The 18,378-nt window shown below is 37.7% G+C and carries 16 protein-coding genes; all 16 read left to right on the top strand.

Annotated elements, in window-relative coordinates; translation table 11 throughout:
* The first annotated feature begins 61 nt into the window (after positions 1–61).
* A complete protein-coding gene (locus AC6UC9_RS05070; protein ID WP_500699824.1) occupies positions 62–871 on the top strand; it encodes a TIGR00282 family metallophosphoesterase in 810 nt (269 codons plus the stop codon).
* 15 nt (positions 872–886) lie between these two features.
* On the top strand, positions 887–3,535 hold the full coding sequence (gene mutS, locus AC6UC9_RS05065; RefSeq protein WP_500701324.1) for a DNA mismatch repair protein MutS: 2,649 nt from the start codon (positions 887–889) through the stop codon (positions 3,533–3,535).
* A gap of 12 nt (positions 3,536–3,547) precedes the next feature.
* On the top strand, positions 3,548–5,464 hold the full coding sequence (gene mutL / locus AC6UC9_RS05060) for a DNA mismatch repair endonuclease MutL (RefSeq protein WP_500696881.1): 1,917 nt from the start codon (positions 3,548–3,550) through the stop codon (positions 5,462–5,464).
* 24 nt (positions 5,465–5,488) lie between these two features.
* A complete protein-coding gene (ruvA, locus tag AC6UC9_RS05055) occupies positions 5,489–6,085 on the top strand; it encodes a Holliday junction branch migration protein RuvA (protein WP_500694387.1) in 597 nt (198 codons plus the stop codon).
* 15 nt (positions 6,086–6,100) lie between these two features.
* Entirely contained in the window at positions 6,101–7,114 is a 1,014-nt protein-coding gene (gene ruvB, locus AC6UC9_RS05050) for a Holliday junction branch migration DNA helicase RuvB (RefSeq protein ID WP_500701323.1), read from the top strand.
* A 63-nt stretch (positions 7,115–7,177) separates the two neighbouring features.
* A complete protein-coding gene (yajC, locus tag AC6UC9_RS05045) occupies positions 7,178–7,555 on the top strand; it encodes a preprotein translocase subunit YajC (protein ID WP_500694389.1) in 378 nt (125 codons plus the stop codon).
* A gap of 73 nt (positions 7,556–7,628) precedes the next feature.
* Positions 7,629–8,750 carry a DNA polymerase IV gene (dinB, locus tag AC6UC9_RS05040; RefSeq protein WP_500701382.1) on the top strand — a complete coding sequence of 374 codons (1,122 nt, stop codon included), beginning with the start codon at positions 7,629–7,631 and terminating at the stop codon, positions 8,748–8,750.
* Positions 8,751–8,805: 55 nt separating this feature from the next.
* Positions 8,806–9,762, top strand: a complete 957-nt coding sequence (locus tag AC6UC9_RS05035; protein WP_500696089.1) for a DHH family phosphoesterase — start codon at positions 8,806–8,808, stop codon at positions 9,760–9,762.
* Entirely contained in the window at positions 9,762–11,123 is a 1,362-nt protein-coding gene (locus tag AC6UC9_RS05030) for a DEAD/DEAH box helicase (RefSeq protein WP_500701322.1), read from the top strand. Before AC6UC9_RS05035 ends, AC6UC9_RS05030 begins: the two co-directional genes overlap by 1 nt.
* 260 nt (positions 11,124–11,383) lie before the next feature.
* Positions 11,384–14,035, top strand: a complete 2,652-nt coding sequence (gene alaS, locus AC6UC9_RS05025) for an alanine--tRNA ligase (protein ID WP_500701321.1) — start codon at positions 11,384–11,386, stop codon at positions 14,033–14,035.
* Between the two features lie 54 nt (positions 14,036–14,089).
* Complete coding sequence (locus AC6UC9_RS05020; protein WP_500701320.1) at positions 14,090–14,371, top strand: IreB family regulatory phosphoprotein; 282 nt, start codon at positions 14,090–14,092, stop codon at positions 14,369–14,371.
* A gap of 8 nt (positions 14,372–14,379) precedes the next feature.
* Positions 14,380–14,805, top strand: a complete 426-nt coding sequence (gene ruvX, locus AC6UC9_RS05015) for a Holliday junction resolvase RuvX (RefSeq protein WP_500701319.1) — start codon at positions 14,380–14,382, stop codon at positions 14,803–14,805.
* A 19-nt stretch (positions 14,806–14,824) separates the two neighbouring features.
* Positions 14,825–15,133 carry a DUF1292 domain-containing protein gene (locus AC6UC9_RS05010; RefSeq protein WP_500694395.1) on the top strand — a complete coding sequence of 103 codons (309 nt, stop codon included), beginning with the start codon at positions 14,825–14,827 and terminating at the stop codon, positions 15,131–15,133.
* Positions 15,134–15,229: 96 nt separating this feature from the next.
* Entirely contained in the window at positions 15,230–15,484 is a 255-nt protein-coding gene (locus AC6UC9_RS05005; RefSeq protein WP_500694396.1) for a cell division protein ZapA, read from the top strand.
* Entirely contained in the window at positions 15,484–15,978 is a 495-nt protein-coding gene (locus tag AC6UC9_RS05000; protein WP_500696092.1) for a CvpA family protein, read from the top strand. Before AC6UC9_RS05005 ends, AC6UC9_RS05000 begins: the two co-directional genes overlap by 1 nt.
* Before the next feature lie 14 nt (positions 15,979–15,992).
* Positions 15,993–18,353 carry an endonuclease MutS2 gene (locus AC6UC9_RS04995; protein ID WP_500701318.1) on the top strand — a complete coding sequence of 787 codons (2,361 nt, stop codon included), beginning with the start codon at positions 15,993–15,995 and terminating at the stop codon, positions 18,351–18,353.
* The last annotated feature ends 25 nt before the right edge of the window (positions 18,354–18,378 follow it).

Raw genomic sequence — 18,378 nt, 5'->3', positions numbered from 1 at the left:
TTTTTTATTTTGATTTATCAGTGTAAAATAAGGGTATTACAGTAGAAGATGGAGAGCGGATATGCGATTTTTATTTTTAGGTGACACGGTTGGCAATATTGGGGTGGCAACGGTAGAAAAATATCTACCCTTGCTAAAACATGACTTAAAACCACAGGTAACCATTGTGAATGGCGAAAATGCAACAAAGGTGGGACGTGGGATTAATCATGACCTTTATTTAAAAATTATGCATGCCGGAGCAGACGTGATTACTTTGGGGAATCATGCCTGGAATAATCCAGAAATTTTTGATTTTATTAATCAAACCCAAAATTTAATTCGTCCCCTTAACTATCCTGGAAAAGATGTCCCAGGAAAGGGCTACATAGAAATGAACGTTAATGGTAGTAAGGTAGCTGTGATTAATCTTCAAGGTCGCGTGTTTATGGATGAAATTGATGATCCATTTAGTAAAGTGGATGCGCTTCTTGATAAGCTACATACCAATGGGTTTAATATCATCTTTGTGGATTTTCATGCCGAAACTACTAGTGAAAAGAAGGCCATGGCGCTTCATTTGGATGGGAAAATCTCCGCATTAGTGGGTACCCATACCCACGTGCAGACTAGTGATGGGCAAATCTTACCAAGTGGGACGGCCTTTTTAACTGATGCAGGGATGACTGGACCAGATGATGGAGTGATTGGGATGAAGTTTGAACCCGTTATTAATAAGTTTATGACGGCACGTCCTAATCGGTTTGAGGTTCAAGAAACTGGCGCAGCAGTGTTGTCAGGTTGCTACATTGATGTCGATAACAAGTCTGGCAAAGCTAAAAAAATTAAGAATATTTTAATCAACAAGGATCACCCATATCAAGAATTTTAAAGAGGAGCGATGTTAATGGCAAAATCAAAACAAACTACGCCAATGATGCAACAATATCAAAAAGTTAAGGATCAATATCCTGATGCTTTTTTGTTTTATCGAATTGGCGACTTTTATGAATTGTTTAACGAGGATGCTATTAAAGGTGCGCAATTGTTGGAGTTAACTTTAACCAAACGAAGTAGGAAGTCAGATAATCCCATTCCGATGTGTGGCGTCCCTCATCAATCCGTTCAAAATTACATTGATACCTTAGTAGATAAGGGATACAAGGTAGCAATTTGTGAACAGATGGAAGACCCTCGGACTGCTAAAGGAATGGTTGATCGGGATGTTATTCAGCTAATTACGCCTGGAACTCAAACTGATGCCAATGCCGAAAATGCCAAGGTCAACAACTACTTAACTGCGGTTACTTATAATAAAGATGAGCATTCTTTTGGATTTTCTTACATTGATCTTTCTACAGGTGAGTTAAAGGTTAGCTTGTTAGCAAGCGATGAAGCTGTCTTAAACGAAGTGATTAATCTTAATTCAAAAGAGATTGTAGTTAACGACTCGATCGATGATAATTTGATTCATCAACTAAAGGAAATCGGTGTTCTTATTTCAAAAGAGGATCAAACTTCTGAGGTGGGGTCAAATGTCATTACTAATATTGATGATCCAACGCTAATTGACTCCCTTAAAATGTTATTAACTTATATCTCGGACACACAAAAGCGTAGTTTATCTCATATTCAACCAGCAGTTAGATATGAGCCAAGTTCTTTTTTGAAAATTGATCATAATTCGCAATATAATCTGGAACTAACTAAAAACATTAGGACCGGCAAAAAGAGTGGCACGTTGCTATGGATCGTTGACGATACTAAAACGGCAATGGGTGGCAGAAAACTCAAGCAGTGGTTAGAGCGGCCGCTAATTAATCGGAAAGAGATTGAGCAACGCCAGAATCTAGTTGGGACGCTCTTAGATAATTATTATGAGCGGAGTGAGCTTTCCGACAATTTGATTAAAGTTTATGATTTAGAGCGACTTTCTGGACGAATTTCATTTGGCGGAGTAAACGGTAGAGACTTGATTCAGCTGGAGACTTCACTTGAACAAATTCCCAAAATTAAGCATGTTTTAAATGACCTAGATACTCCAGAGTTTGATGAAATTTATCAAAAACTAGATGATGTTAATGATGTGTATGAATTAATAAAAGACGCCATCGTTTCAGAACCCCCAATTTCTGTCACGGATGGTGGGGTCATTAGAAATGGTTATAATAAACAACTTGATCGGTATCGGGATGCCATGAAAAATGGTAAAAAATGGTTAGCTGATATGGAGGCTAAAGAGCGTCAGGAAACTGGGATCCATAACCTCAAGATTGGTTATAATCGAGTATTTGGCTACTATATTGAGGTATCAAAAGGTAATCTTGGTAAACTTGATGATAGTAGGTATGAGCGTCTTCAGACACTTACCAATGCGGAACGTTTTTCAACACCGGAACTAAAAGAAAAAGAATCGATTATTTTAGAAGCAGAAGAGAAATCTAAAAGTTTAGAATATGAAATTTTTACACAGGTCAGAGATAAGATTAAAAAGCAGATTCCGCGAATTCAGAAGTTAGCGAGTGGGATTTCACGTTTAGACGTTTTGCAGAGCTTTGCGACTATTTCTGAGAAGTATCAATTTGTAAAGCCCAAGTTTAATAATGGTCATGATTTGAACATTAAAGCAGGACGTCATCCCGTTGTGGAGCGTGTGATGGGGGCTCAAAGTTATGTTCCAAATGATGTGATAATGAATCCAGATATTTCTGAATTATTAATTACTGGTCCGAACATGTCCGGTAAAAGCACATACATGAGACAGCTAGCTCTAATTGTAATCCTGGCACAAATGGGGTGTTTTGTTCCAGCTGATGCAGCCGAGATGCCCATATTCGATCAAATTTTCACTCGGATTGGTGCTGCCGATGACCTTATTTCGGGTAAAAGTACGTTTATGGTGGAGATGAGGGAAGCCAATGAAGCCTTGAAACATGCCTCCGCTAATTCATTGATTTTGTTTGACGAAATTGGACGAGGAACTTCCACATATGATGGCATGGCACTTGCACAATCTATCATTGAGTATATTCATGATAATATTGGTGCTAAAACACTATTTTCGACTCATTACCATGAATTAACCGAATTAGATCAAGAGTTAAAACATTTAAAGAACGTTCACGTTGGGGCAGTCGAAAAAGATGGCAACCTGGTTTTTCTTCATAAAATTATGAATGGACCAGCCGATCGTTCCTATGGGATTAATGTTGCTAAGTTAGCTGGCCTTCCTGATCAATTGTTGAAGCGCGCTAGCACGGTTCTTTTAAAGTTAGAAGATGATGAGCAACAAAAAAGTAGTGATAATCATGTTACTCAAGATCAAGGTTCCGTTCATAAAGATAAACCAGCATCTACTACGCCTTCTAATTCAATTGATTTAAATGATTCAGAACAAATGGCATTGTTTAAAGTGGATGACCCCAAAAATGATAAGTCATTAGATAAAAACAAAAGTAAGATTATTGAGGACATTGAGAATACAGATCTTATGAGTAAGACTCCGATTCAGATCATGAATTTGGTGTATAAATGGAAGACTAAGTTAGAAAATTAAGGCGGTGATATTGTGTCCGAAATTCATCAATTACCGACAATCCTTTCCGATCAAATTTCAGCTGGAGAAGTTGTTGAGAGGCCAGCATCGGTAGTAAAAGAATTAGTTGAAAATTCAATTGATGCCAGTAGTAGTAAGATTGACATTGAAGTGGTTGATTATGGCCTTAAAAAGATTAAGGTGATTGATAATGGATCTGGAATTGCTCCTGATCAAGTTGAGTTGGCGTTTCGACGTTTTGCTACGAGTAAAATTAATAATAAACGTGATTTGTTTCGAGTTAAATCATTAGGATTTCGTGGCGAAGCGTTGCCTAGTATTGCCTCTGTCTCTGATGTGGAAATGAGGACTTCGGATGGTAGAGAACAGGGGTCTGAAATTAAAATTCATGGTGGCAAGGTTGTAAAGGTGGAGCCATCACAGGCACGAAGAGGAACATCGGTCGTCGTTTCTGATCTGTTCTTTAATACCCCTAACCGGCTAAAATATTTAAAGGCACCATCTACGGAACTATCTAAGATATCTGATATTGTCAATCGATTGGCTCTTAGCCATCCTGAAATTGCTTTTTCTTTGACTCATAATGGTCGCGAACTCCTACGGACTTCGGGTCGAAACAACATGCAACAAGTCATTGCTGGAATCTATGGCAATCGAAGTATGAAGCAAATGATTCCGATTAGTGCTGAAAATCCGGACTTTAAATTAAGTGGGTACGTCAGCTTGCCAGAATTAACTAGAGCAAGCCGTAAATATACATCTGTGATCGTTAATGGGCGATTTATTCGTGACTTTGGCATTGATCACGCGATTATTGATGGGTACGGATCAAAACTGATGGTTGGAAGATATCCGATTGTCGTTTTAAGTATCGAGATGGATCCAACTTTAGTTGATGTTAATGTACATCCTTCAAAAGAGGAAATCAGAATCTCCAAAAAGAAGGAATTAAGTTCATTCGTCTCACAAACAATTTATGATGCTTTAGCAAAACAAAATCTGATTCCGGATGCTATGAATAACCAGACTTTAAAAAATGGGGTTGCACGTCATAACTCTACGGAAATTTCACTTAATTTAAATCAACTCTATGAAGATCAAAATACACAAAAAAGTTCGATTCCACAGGTTAGTAAGTCAGACTCGATGAAGTCAGTGGCTAATCACAATGCTTATCCAGCTCATCATCAACCGATTATGATTTATCGAAAAAATGATTTAGATTCGAATTCCGCTCGTAAATTTAAAGCAAAGTACGAAAATGAAGAGGTCGACTTACCGTTTGGTGACAATCAGCAAAGTCCAAATTCGTCTCATGATTTTCCACAATTACGGTATGTTGGTCAAGTTCATGGTACGTACCTAATTGCTGAAAGTTCAGATGGGATGTATGTTGTTGATCAGCACGCTGCTCAAGAACGGATTAATTATGAATACTATCGAAGACAAGTTGGCAATGTGAGTGAAGACGAGCAGAAATTATTGGTTCCAATTGTTCTTGATTACACTTCCAGTGATGCTTTAATTATTTCAAATCATTTGGATCTTTTAGAGAAGAATGGAATCCATTTAGAGTCATTTGGGAAAAATAGTTTTGTCATTAGGCAGCATCCGGTTTGGTTTAAAGCTGGTCAGGAAGAAGATACCATTAAAGAAATGATTGACTGGGTTTTGAGTAATCAACAGCTTTCGATTGCACAGTTTAGAGAAAAAGCTGCCATCATGATGAGTTGTAAACGAGCAATTAAAGCTAATCATCATCTGGATAAGCGCCAGGCTCAGGCCTTGTTAGATAAATTACCACAGTGTGAGAATCCTTTTAATTGTCCCCATGGCCGTCCTGTTTTAGTTCATTTTTCTAATTCAGATCTGGAGACCATGTTTAAGCGAATTCAGGACCCGCATCAAAGTAGAGATGTGAATTTTTAATCCAATAGGAAATGAGTTGATTGTATGTATGAATACTTGTATGGGATGATTACGGATGTGACCCCCAAGTACATTGTTTTAGATGTTGATGGAGTTGGTTACTTAGTTTATGTAGCTAATCCCTATCACTATAGTACTGACCAACAGGTGCGAGTTTATATCCACCAGTCGGTTTCAGACAATGGGATTGCATTATATGGATTTATTTCGTTAGCGGATAAACAACTTTTTGAACAATTACTGAATGTTTCTGGAATTGGATCAAAAAGTGCCTTGGCAATTATGGCTGGTAATGACAGTAATGGTTTAATTAGTGCCATTAATGCTGGAAACATTAAGTATTTAACTAAATTTCCCGGAATTGGGAAAAAGACTGCCCAACAAATTGTGTTGGACCTAAAGGATAAGATTACATCTAATGACGTATTTGTTGGTAGTGTTTCGGTAAATGACGTTGAAGACACTGGAAATAAGCAGTTAGACGATGCATTGAGTGCATTACAAGCTCTTGGTTTTAAGCAACGCGAGGTTGATAAAGTTAAAACAAAACTACAGAAAATAGAAGCAGACTATACAACTGATCAATATATTAGTTCAGGTCTCAAACTATTGACTAAGTAGATTAGGAGGAAGTTAATGGCAGATGATCGAATAGTTTCTGGATCAAGTGATGATGAAACCGATGATTCTTTTGAAATGTCACTTCGGCCCCAAAGTTTTGATCAGTATATTGGTCAAGATGATTTAAAAAAGAAACTTAAGATTTACATTCAAGCCGCTAGGCAGCGAGAAGAATCGCTTGATCATGTCTTATTGTATGGACCACCTGGTCTTGGAAAGACCACACTAGCAAACGTGATTGCAAATGAGATGGGCGTTGATATGAAGACAACCACTGGTCCCGCCATTGAAAAAAAAGGTGACTTGGTGGCTCTTTTAAACGAATTAAAACCCGGTGATATTCTTTTTATTGATGAAATTCATCGTCTACCTAAAGAAGTTGAAGAGATGTTATATTCCGCGATGGAAGACTACTATGTTGATATTATCATTGGAAATGACGATTCAACCAAGCACCCCGTTCACTTTGAATTACCACCGTTTACGCTGATCGGAGCTACCACAAGGGCTGGATTGCTTGATTCACCATTTAGAGATCGGTTTGGTATTGTTGAACGGATGAATTACTATAATGATCGTGATTTAGAAAAGATTGTGAAACGTTCAGCTAAAATCTTTCATAGTAAGATTAAAGAAGATGGTGCTCACGAAATTGCGCTGCGCTCCAGAGGAACTCCCAGAGTTGCTAATCGATTGTTAAAACGGGTGAGAGATTTTGCACAGGTGGCCAATCATGATGAGATTGATGTTGATAGCGTTGATACCGCACTTAATGCCTTAGGCATTGATAAGAACGGATTAGATCGAACTGATCTCAATTTGCTTTCAACGATGATCGACTTTTACGATGGTGGTCCAGTTGGATTAAATACCTTAGCCGCCAATATTGGCGAAGAATCAGAAACAATTTCTGAGATGTATGAACCATATTTGTTACAGATTGGATATCTCAAGCGGACTGCTCGAGGACGGATGGTAACAAGAGCTGGTTATAAACATTTAGGCCGGAAATATCCTGAAGCTAATTAAATTAATTGGAAATTTTATCGACAATTTGGTAAGCTATTGTTAAATAAAGAATGAGGTGAAAACATGCAGAACATATCACAATATGCTGGAATTATTGTATTAATTCTTTTGTTCGTTTTAATGTATTTTATGATGATCAGACCACAAAAGAAGCAACAACAAAAGCATCAAAACACTTTGAAAAACTTGCGTAAGGGTGATCATGTGGTTACCATTGGCAGACTTCATGGAATTGTTGATCAAATTAATAATGAAAAGCGAACGGTTACTTTAGACTGTGATGGTCTTTATTTAGTATTTGACCTCAACGCGATTGCAAGTGCAAGTCGTCCAGGAGAAGATAGTGCTTCAGATGATTCAAAAAAGAGGGATACTTCCAAAAAAGACGAATCAGAAAAAGCATCTGATGTAAGTAATAATTCAAATGATGACAACGCTTAATAAGAGGGTCGGATGAGTCCGATCTTTTTTATTGGATGAACAAGAACGTACGTTTGGGACAGAAGGTGAACTTTTGGAAGAATCAATTCAAATCAATCATTCACGTCGGATTTTACATGTTGATATGGATGCTTTTTTTGCCTCAATTGAGCAACGTGAGCATCCTGAATTTGTTGATCAACCACTCATTATTTCTAAAGATCCAAGGACGACTGGTGGTCGTGGAGTAGTGACCACTGCTAATTACCCAGCGAGAAAGTTTGGCGTTCATTCAGCAATGCCTGCTAGTAAAGCACTTGAACTTTGTCCTAAGGGAATTTTTAAGGCACCCGAATTTGAATTGTATCGAAGCGTCTCGCATCAAATTCATGCGATTTTTCATGAATATACCGACCGAATTGAAACCGTTGCGCTTGATGAGGCTTACCTTGACATCTCAGATAACAAAAAGGGAATTGATAATCCGGTACTGATTGCTCATTTGATTCAAAGTGAAATATGGGAAAAGACTCATCTAACTTCTTCCACCGGGATTTCTTACAATAAGTTTTTGGCCAAGGAGGCTTCTGATTACCGGAAACCTGCTGGAGTTTCTGTGATCGATGTGGAAGATAGTCACGAATTTTTGATGAAACTTCCCATTGAACGTTATCGGGGTGTTGGAAAAAAGACGCTTCAAAAAATGCAACGATTAAACATCCAAAATGGTTATGATTTATACCAACAATCAGAGATGGATCTTATCAAGAATTTTGGTAAGTTTGGTTATTTTTTGTATCGTCGAGTTCGCGGATCCGATGATCGACCGGTTGAGTATCAAAGAGAGCGCAAATCAATTGGAAAAGAAAGAACTTATGGTCCTGAGTTAAAAAGCCGACAAGAAGTGGAATCACAACTCCATAAGATTTCTGAGATGGTGGAGCAGTCATTAAATCAGCATGAGAAACATGGAAAAGTTTTAGTCTTAAAGGTCAGGTACAGTGACTTTACTACGTTAACCAAAAGAGTTTCGTGGAATGATTTTATGGAAAACGATGCCAGTCTTTTTTATGATTTGGCAATGGAGCTTTTTGATTTGCTTCCTGATGCCACTAATGGCGTTAGATTGTTGGGAATAACACTTACTAGTCTCTCAGACTTAGGGTTTCAAAACGTTAAGCTTCCCTTGTATTCAGATCCTCACTTTGAATTATAGTGTTTGTGGGTTATACTTAACTGTTAAATAATTAAGATTATTAGAGGCTATTTTAATGAATACAAAGCAGCAAATTAACGAAAAAATCAAGGAATATCCGACGATTATTATTCACAGACATCAGAGTCCTGATCCAGATGCGGTTGGTTCTCAAATTGGGTTGGCTAGCATTATTAAAGCATCTTATCCGAATAAAAAGGTTTTGACCGTTGGAAAACAGTATCCAGGCTTTGATTGGTTAGGAAAAGTTACGAAAGCAAGTGACGATGATTACAAGAATGCCTTAGTGATTGTGGTTGATACTGCTAACCAGCCGCGAGTTGATGATGATCGTTATACAAAGGGAAAATATTTAATTAAAATTGATCATCATCCAAATGACGATCAATTTGGGGATTTGATGTGGGTTGAACCAGAAGCATCAAGCACTTCCGAATTAATTTATGATTTATTTGCTGCTAATGATGATTTAAAGATGACAGATGATGCAGCTCGTTTATTGTATGCTGGAATCATCGGAGATACTGGTAGATTTAAGTATTCATCGACTTCATCGCATACGTTTGAAGTGGCAGGCAAATTAGACCAGTACGATTTTTCGATTACCGACGTGGCACAAATTGAAGATGAAATTGATACTGCCCAAGCCCGTTTGGCTGCTTATGTATACAATAATTTGAAAATTGACGACAATGGGGCTGCATATGTAGTTTTGACTAATGAAGTAATTAAGGACCTCAACTTAGGTGATGATAGTACGTCATCAGTGGTACCGTTGCCTGGTAATATTGGCACTGTGGTTTCTTGGGCGATTTTTGTCCAACAAAAAGAAGGAAATTATCGCATTCGATTGCGTTCTAAAGGACCATCCATTAACGAATTGGCTAAAGAACACAACGGTGGTGGTCATGCGCTTGCAAGTGGAGCTAAAGCTGCTGATGAGGATGAGATTACACAAGTTGTTAAGCAGCTAGGAGAAATTGTGAAACAGTACAAAAAGGAGAACAATTAATGGGAGCTTCATTTAAAGATTATCATTTTCAACCCTTCATTAGTGATGCCATTCAGGACTTGGGATTTCATAATCCTACTCCAATTCAAACTAAAGTAATTCCAACCATTAAACATGGAAAAAGTGTGATTGGTAAGTCTGCTACTGGTAGTGGAAAAACTCATGCCTTTCTTTTGCCCATTTTTGATGGTTTAGATCTTAATAAAGAAGATGTTCAGGTTGTCATTACAACCCCCAGTAGGGAATTAGCATATCAAATTTATGACAATGCAAAACAAATTGCTAAATTCTCTGATAAAACCATTCACATTGGAAATTATGTCGGAGGAACTGATAAGGAACGCCAAGTTTCAAAGCTTGAGCATGAACAACCTCAGATAGTGATTGGCACTCCGGGTCGCATCTGGGATCTTGTTAAAAATGGTGATCTTGAAATCCATCGTGCTCGTCAACTAGTAATTGATGAAGCCGATATGACTCTAGACTTGGGTTTTTTAGATACAATTGACAAGATTGCTTCTAAAATGGCCGCGGATTTACAGATGATGGTGTTTTCTGCCACTGTTCCACCAAAGTTAAGGCCATTTCTAAAAAAGTACATGAAAAATCCGGTCATGGATGATATTCCCACCAAAACGGTTATCAATCAGGATGTTTCTAACTGGTTGATTTCGACTAAGGGAAAAGATAAAAATGATTTAATTTATCAGCTGATCACGATGGGTGAGCCGTATTTGGTACTTATTTTTGCGAATACGCGTGAGCGGGTAGATGAGATCTATGATTATCTAAAACAACGTGGATTAAAAGTTGCTGAAATCCATGGAGGAATGCAACCGCGAGTTAGAAAGCGGGTTATGAAGCAGATTCAAAACCTTGATTATCAATTCGTGGTGGCGTCTGATCTAGCGGCCCGTGGAATTGATATTTCAGGAGTTTCTCATGTTATTAATGATGATATTCCAACTGATCTAGAATATTTTATTCACCGAGTTGGAAGAACCGGTCGAAATGGGATGAAAGGGACTGCCATCACTCTATATGCACCAGGTGAAGAACAAAAGATTTCTGAATTGGAGAAAATGGGGATTAAATTTACTCCTAAAGAAATTAAACATGGAGAAGTAGTTGATACTTATGATAGAAGACGGCGAGCTAAACGTCGTGAGCCCCAAAATAAATTGGATCCTACTATGATTGGTTTGATTAAGAAAAAGAAGAAAAACGTTAAACCTGGATACAAAAAGAAGATTCGCCGTGCTATTAAGCAAAAAAGTGATGAAGATCGTAAAATTGAGATCAGAAATCAAATTCGAGCCCGCAAGAAGCAAAAAAAGCGTAGCTCGCAGCGTTATCAGTAAGAGTCTAATTGACAGTAGTTTATTTTCTGGATATAATTTAAATTAGTTGGATATGTCAAATTAGTGAAGTACTACAGGAAGGTTTGAAAAATGAAAACAGACCGTACTTAGTTATTTTGATGCTACCAAACAGTAGATCGTTTCCCACGTTATAGGGACTAAAGAGGTAATGACAACATCGTTGCAAGTAAAGTGGTACCGCGTCCCGGCGTCTTTGCTAGCAAGGGTGTTTTTTATTTTTTATTATTATGGAGGATATCATGAAAAAGCTCAGCAGTAGTCAAGTTCGTCAAATGTTTCTTGATTTTTTCAAAGAGAAGGGTCATACCGTGGAACCAAGTGCTTCACTAGTCCCAAAGGATGATCCCACTTTACTTTGGATTAATTCTGGGGTTGCCACCATGAAAAAGTATTTTGATGGTTCAGAAGTTCCAAGTAATCCACGATTAACTAGTTCGCAGAAGAGTATTAGAACTAATGATATTGAGAACGTTGGTAAAACGGCAAGACACCAAACTCTGTTTGAGATGCTTGGTAATTTTTCGGTTGGTGATTATTTTAAAAAAGAAGTCATTCCGTGGGCATACGAGTTATTGACTAGTCCGAAGTGGTTTGGATGGGATCCAAATAATTTATACGTCACCGTTTATCCTGATGACAAAGAAACAAAGGAATTATGGGAAAAGGTTGGGATTGCGCCTGATCATATTGTTGAAGCAAAGGACAATTTTTGGGACATTGGTCAAGGTCCCTCAGGTCCTGATTCGGAAATTTTTTATGATCGGGGTGAAAAGTACGATAACTTGGCACCTGATGATCCCGAAAATTATCCTAGCGGTGAAAACGAACGATATTTGGAAGTTTGGAATATTGTGTTTTCTCAGTTTAATCACACGCCTGAAGGAACCTATGAGCCACTTCCAAGAAAAAACATTGATACTGGAATGGGACTTGAACGGGTTGTATCAATTTTCCAAGATGCACCAACGAACTTTGAAACCGATTTATTTATGCCAATTATCAAGAAGACTGAGGAATTAAGTGATGGTAAGAAGTATGATGGTAATCGGAAAGATGACATCCCCTTTAAGGTCATTGCCGATCACATTCGGGCAATTACCTTTGCCATTGGTGATGGGGCCCTTCCCTCAAATGAAGGACGAGGTTATGTCATTAGACGCCTGATTAGACGGGCAACTGTTAATGGACACGAATTAGGTATTAATGATGCCTTTTTGTATAAACTAGTTCCCGTTGTTGGTCAAATCATGCAATCTTATTACCCCGATGTTCTTGAACAGAGTGATTATATTAAAAAGATTGTTAAAAATGAGGAAGAGCGTTTTAACACCACGCTAAGCGATGGCTTGCAACTGCTTAATAACCTTATTTCTGAGACTAAGACCAATTCTAAAAAAGAAATTTCTGGTAAAGATGCCTTTAAACTCTACGATACTTATGGTTTTCCCCTTGAACTTACCGAGGAATATGCTGGTAATGAAGGGGTTAAAGTGGATGAAACTGGTTTTGATGTTGAAATGCAAAAGCAACAAGACCGGGCTAGAAACGCTCGTGGGTCGAAGAAATCGATGAAAGTTCAACGAGATTTGTTACTTGATATTAAAACTCCTAGTGAATACGTGGGATACGATCGACTAACCGTTGATGCTGCTAAACTTAATGATATTATTTTTGATGAAAAGCTGGCAAATCAGATCACGCCGGACCAAAAAGAAGCTGAATTAATTTTCGATAAAACACCATTCTATGCTGAAATGGGTGGTCAAGTAGCCGATAGTGGTAAGATTTATAACCAAAATGGTGACGAAGTGGCTGAAGTTGAGGATGTCCAAAAAGCTCCAAATGGTCAAAATCTTCATACTGTTAAAATTACCGGTGATATGAAGAAAGGTGAGAAGTACAAGTTAGTTGTTGACCGCGATTTCCATGATCGGGTTGAGAATAACCATACGGCAACTCATCTATTAGATCAGTCACTAAGAAATGTTCTTGGTGGTCATACGCAACAAGCTGGCTCACTAGTTCGTCCTGATTATCTTCGTTTTGACTTTACCCATTTCGGTCAAGTCACTGACGCTGAACTGCAAAAAGTTGAGAACATGGTTAATCAAAAGATTTTTGCTGCCATTCCCGTTCAAACCGTTGTGACCGACCAAAAAACCGGAAAAGAAATGGGCGCTATTGCACTTTTTGACGCAAAGTATGGTGATGAAGTTCGAGTAGTAAAGATTGATGATTTTTCAATTGAGTTTTGCGGTGGAGATCATGTTAAAAATACCAGTCAGTTGGGATTATTTAAGATTGTCTCTGAGACCGGAGTTGGATCTGGAGTCAGAAGAATTGAAGCTGTTACCTCTAAAGATGCTTTTAATCTTTTAAATGATGAGGAACGAATGTTAAAGGAAATTGGAAAGACAGTTAAGTCGCCAACAACCGATGAAATTCCCGGCCGTGTTAAACAATTACAAGGTCAAATTAAGGATTTGGAAAGTCGACAAGAATCACTTGAAACTAAGCTAGCTAACCAGGAATCCGCAGACATTTTTGATGATGTTCAGGACGTTAACGGAGTCACTTTGATTGCAGGACACTTAAAAAATGCTAATATGAGTCAACTAAGAGAATTAGCTGATACCTGGAGAGATAAAAACGCTTCAGACATTCTTGTTCTTGGGACTGGTACTGATGACAAAGCTAATTTATTAGTTGCAGTTAGTGAAGATCAAGTGAAGGCTGGAATTAAAGCTGGTGATTTAATTAAATCAATTTCTAAAAATATCAGCGGTGGCGGAGGTGGTCGTCCTAACATGGCCCAAGCTGGTGGTAAAAATCCAGCTGGTATTGATGATGCTTTAAAAGCTGCCAAGACCTGGATTAAGGAACATAAGTAATAGTTGTTATTTGAAAATTAGTCGTGTATTATCTTTTTTGTAGGGGAGGGATCTATGATGGAGCACAAACAAGAAAACATTTCATTATTTAAAGACAAGTCGAATCTAGATATTCATAAGACGCTGGCGACTGTTTACCAAGCCTTAATTGAAAAGGGTTATGATCCTTATGTTCAATTAGTTGGTTATTTAACATCTGGCGATCCAGCATATCTTCCAAAATTGAATAATGCGCGGACGCTAATGTGTCATTACGATCGAGAAGAAATAATTGATGTGCTTTTACATTCATATTTGAAGGGTAGAACACCATCAATGGATGGGACGTCAGATTAGTGAGATTAATGGGATTAGATGTTGGATCGAGAACCGTTGGTGTAGCCATGAGCGATGCTTTAGGGTGGACATCTCAAGGAATCGAAATCGTTAAAATCAACGAAGATGAAAAAGAGTTTGGGTTAAAACGAATTAAGGAATTAATCCAGAAATATGATGTCAACGGCGTTGTCATTGGACTACCTAAGAATATGAATAATACTTCTGGTCCAAGAGTAGAAGCTTCGAAAAATTATGGGGATTTGATAAAGAAAAATTTTAATCTGCCAGTTGATTTTGAAGATGAACGACTCACCACTGTTGAAGCTGAACGAATGCTGATTGAACAAGCTGATGTTTCAAGAGCAAAACGAAAAAAAGTTATTGATAAGGTTGCGGCTGAATTGATTTTACAGAGTTACCTTGATCGTAAGGGTAAGTTATGTAATTTCTAATTAGAAAAGAGGAACTAATATGAGTAAAGAAAACGAGAACAACCAACAAGAACAAGTTACGCTTGTCGATGAAGATGGAAAAGAAAGTTTGTATAATATTTTATTTACCTTCTCATCTGATGATTACAATCGTTCCTATATTTTTATTTATCCAGCAACAGATGATGATAACGATGAAGTAGATATTGAGGCTTATGCATTGCCAAAGGATGATGATCCTGCTAATCCAAGTGGTGGAGAATTAGAACCAATTGAAGATGACAATGAGTGGGAAATGGTTCAAGAAATGCTTGATACATTCCTGCAATCAGGACAAGATCAAAAATAATTAAATAATTAAGTGATGCTGGAAATCCAGCATCCTTTTTTTAATTAATTTAAAGGATTTTCATGATAAAATGGAAGCATTGCGGGAGGTTTTACTTTGGCTGGTAAAAATAGATTTAAAACTAAAATTGGTGGGAAGGAATATACTTTTATTGGGGATGCTTCAGATGAACACATGGAGACAACTGCGCGCATCTTAAACAATCAGTTGGCACAGTTAAAAAACATCTCCAAAGGGGTAAGTGATGAAGATGCTGCCATTTTAATTGCGTTTAATGCAATTTCTGATCAATTAAAAAAACAATTAGAACTTGATAAGATTAACAATAAAGCGGAGGATGACGAAGACTAATGTTATTTACAATTATCATCATAATTATACTAATCTTTTCGATTGTCCATGGTTATCATCGTGGCCTGGTAAATGAGTTATTCAGCTTTATTAGTTATTTGATTGCTGCAATAATTGCGTTTGTTTATGTGATTCCGGTTGCTGATTTTTTAAGAACCGTCTCTAATATGATTTTAGCGACCCATGCTTACAGCAATACTGGCTTCTGGCGGGGACTATCATTTTTGGTAACTTTTGTAGTAGTGGCGGTTATTTTAAGATGGGTTTCACATCTATTGAATCGAATTGTTTCTTTGCCAGTGTTAAGACAACTGAATTCACTCTTGGGTGCGGTTGTTGGCGTAATCATTAGTTTGTTAGTGATAATGTTAATACTTGATGGATTATTATTGACTAACAATAATTGGGTAAATACTGAATATCAAAATTCAACCGTCTCACAGATGATCACGATGGATTCTCCACACTTATTTAATCAAATGATAAATCGGTAAAATGGGATGAAAAAATGAACGAAAAAGTACTTGATACATTAGAATATAACAGAGTGAAGCAGTTGCTGGGTCAATTTCTAACTACTGAAAATGGATCAAGAGAATTAAAACAATTAAGGCCAAGTAGTGATTATGATGTAGTCTCTCACTCATTGGATGAGTCAGATGACGGCTCACATATTTATCGCCTAAACAAAATGATCCCAGTTCCTAGGTTAAATGACATTACTCCATACGTGAAACGATTAGCGGTTAATGCCGATTTAAACGGTACTGAGTTGGCTCAAGTTAGTGCGGTTTTACTTGCAAGTGTGCGGGTTAAAACTTTCTTTGATAATTTAGCGGATGATAAAATTGATTTGAATGTTTTGTACGATGAAGCCAAGAACTTTAATGATCTTCCGGAAGTTTCAAAACGACTTGAGACGTCAATTGACGAAGATGGACGAGTGTTAGATTCGGCATCTAATCAGTTGCGTTCCATTAGAAGAAAAATCGCGCGCTTAGAAGCTAATATCAAAACTACCATGAATAAGTTTATCCATGGCAAACAATCGAAATATTTGAGTGAGCCAATCATCACGGTTCGAGATGGTCGTTATGTTATTCCAGTTAAGGCAGAAGACAAACAAAAATTTGGTGGAATCGTTCATGATCAAAGTACAAGTGGATTGACTTTGTACATTGAACCTCAAAGTGTAGTCTCATCTAATAACGATCTGAGAAGATCACAACTAGATGAGCGCAAAGAGATTCATAAAATTTTGGGTGAATTATCCGACATGATTAGACCTTATCAAGAGGAACTCATGGAAAATGCTTCTAAATTAGGCCATTTTGACTTGATCAATGCTAAAGCCAAGTTTGCAGATCAGATGAATGCAACTAAGCCAAGTGTTTCAAGGGATAATCATGTTAATTTAAAAAATGTCAGGCATCCGTTAATTGACCAGCAAAAGGTTGTTGGAAATGATATTTCAATTGGATCTGATTTTCGACAAATTATTATTACTGGTCCGAACACGGGTGGTAAGACGATTACCATCAAAACGCTTGGGATAAATCAGTTAATGGCCCAATCTGGAATTTTTGTAATGGCAAATGAAGGTAGTCAAATTGGTGTTTTTGATAATGTGTTTGCTGACATTGGGGATGAACAGTCGATTGAGGCTAATCTTAGTACCTTCTCGTCTCATATGGATAATTTGATTGACATTTTAAAACACATTACTAAGAGAAGCTTAATTTTAATTGATGAACTAGGTGCTGGAACGGATCCTAAAGAAGGAGCGGCATTAGCTATGTCGATTCTAGATAAAATCGGTGAATCAGGTAGTGAAGTGTTGGCCACCACTCATTACCCAGAACTGAAAGTTTATGGATACAATCGGCCAGAAACGATCAACGCCTCAATGGAATTTGATGAGAAGACCCTTGAGCCAACCTATCGACTATTGATGGGGGTTCCAGGACAAAGTAATGCTTTAAACATTGCTAAGCGACTGGGATTGGATGAGTCGATCATTTCTGAAGCTAGTTCACTAATGGATTCTAATAGTCAAGATATTAATAAAATGATTAAGCAACTAACAAAACAGACTAAAGCTGCCGATGAACGTGCCCGTAAACTCAAGGTGGAACTGGCAGATAATGAACAATTGCACGCTAGGTTAGACGAGCAACTCACTAAGTTTAATAATAATAAAGATACGATGGTTAATGATGCCAAGCGTCAGGCCAATCAAATTGTTTCAAAAACAAGACGAGAAGCTAACGAAATTATTAATCATCTTCATCACCTTCAACGTCAAAGTAAACAATCAGTCAAAGAAAATGAATTAATTGATGCTAAGGGAAAGATCAATTCTCTTGAGCAGCATCCAGAACTTAAACATAATCGTGTTTTGAGACGAGAAAAAGCAAAGCATAACTTTAAAGAGGGTGATGACGTACTGGTTAAGTCTTATGGGCAAAGGGGTGTTCTGCTTAATAAGATTGGTAGAGATAATTGGGAAGTGCAACTTGGAATTTTAAAGATGAAAGTTTCCGAGTCTGACCTTGAAAAGGTTCAAAAAGAGACTTCAAAGCCGAAAAAGCACACGCCTAGTGTGCGGCGAACGCGTTCAAGTGGGATTTCACCAACCCTTGATTTACGTGGTGAAAGATATGAATCAGCCATGCAACAACTAGATCGTTACATTGATTCCGCTCTTTTGGCTGGTTATCCGTCCGTTACCATTATTCATGGGAAAGGAACCGGGGCTCTACGTAAGGGAGTCATAAATTATCTAAAACGCAATCGCCGCGTTAAGGAATTTGGTTTTTCACCATCAAATGCTGGTGGGGACGGCTCAACTGTCGTCAAGTTTAAGTAGATTGTATGCAACTTAGTTGCATTTG

The organism is Fructilactobacillus sp. X7R4C1, assembly GCF_059901115.1.
This window is presented reverse-complemented; position numbering and strand designations above follow the sequence as displayed.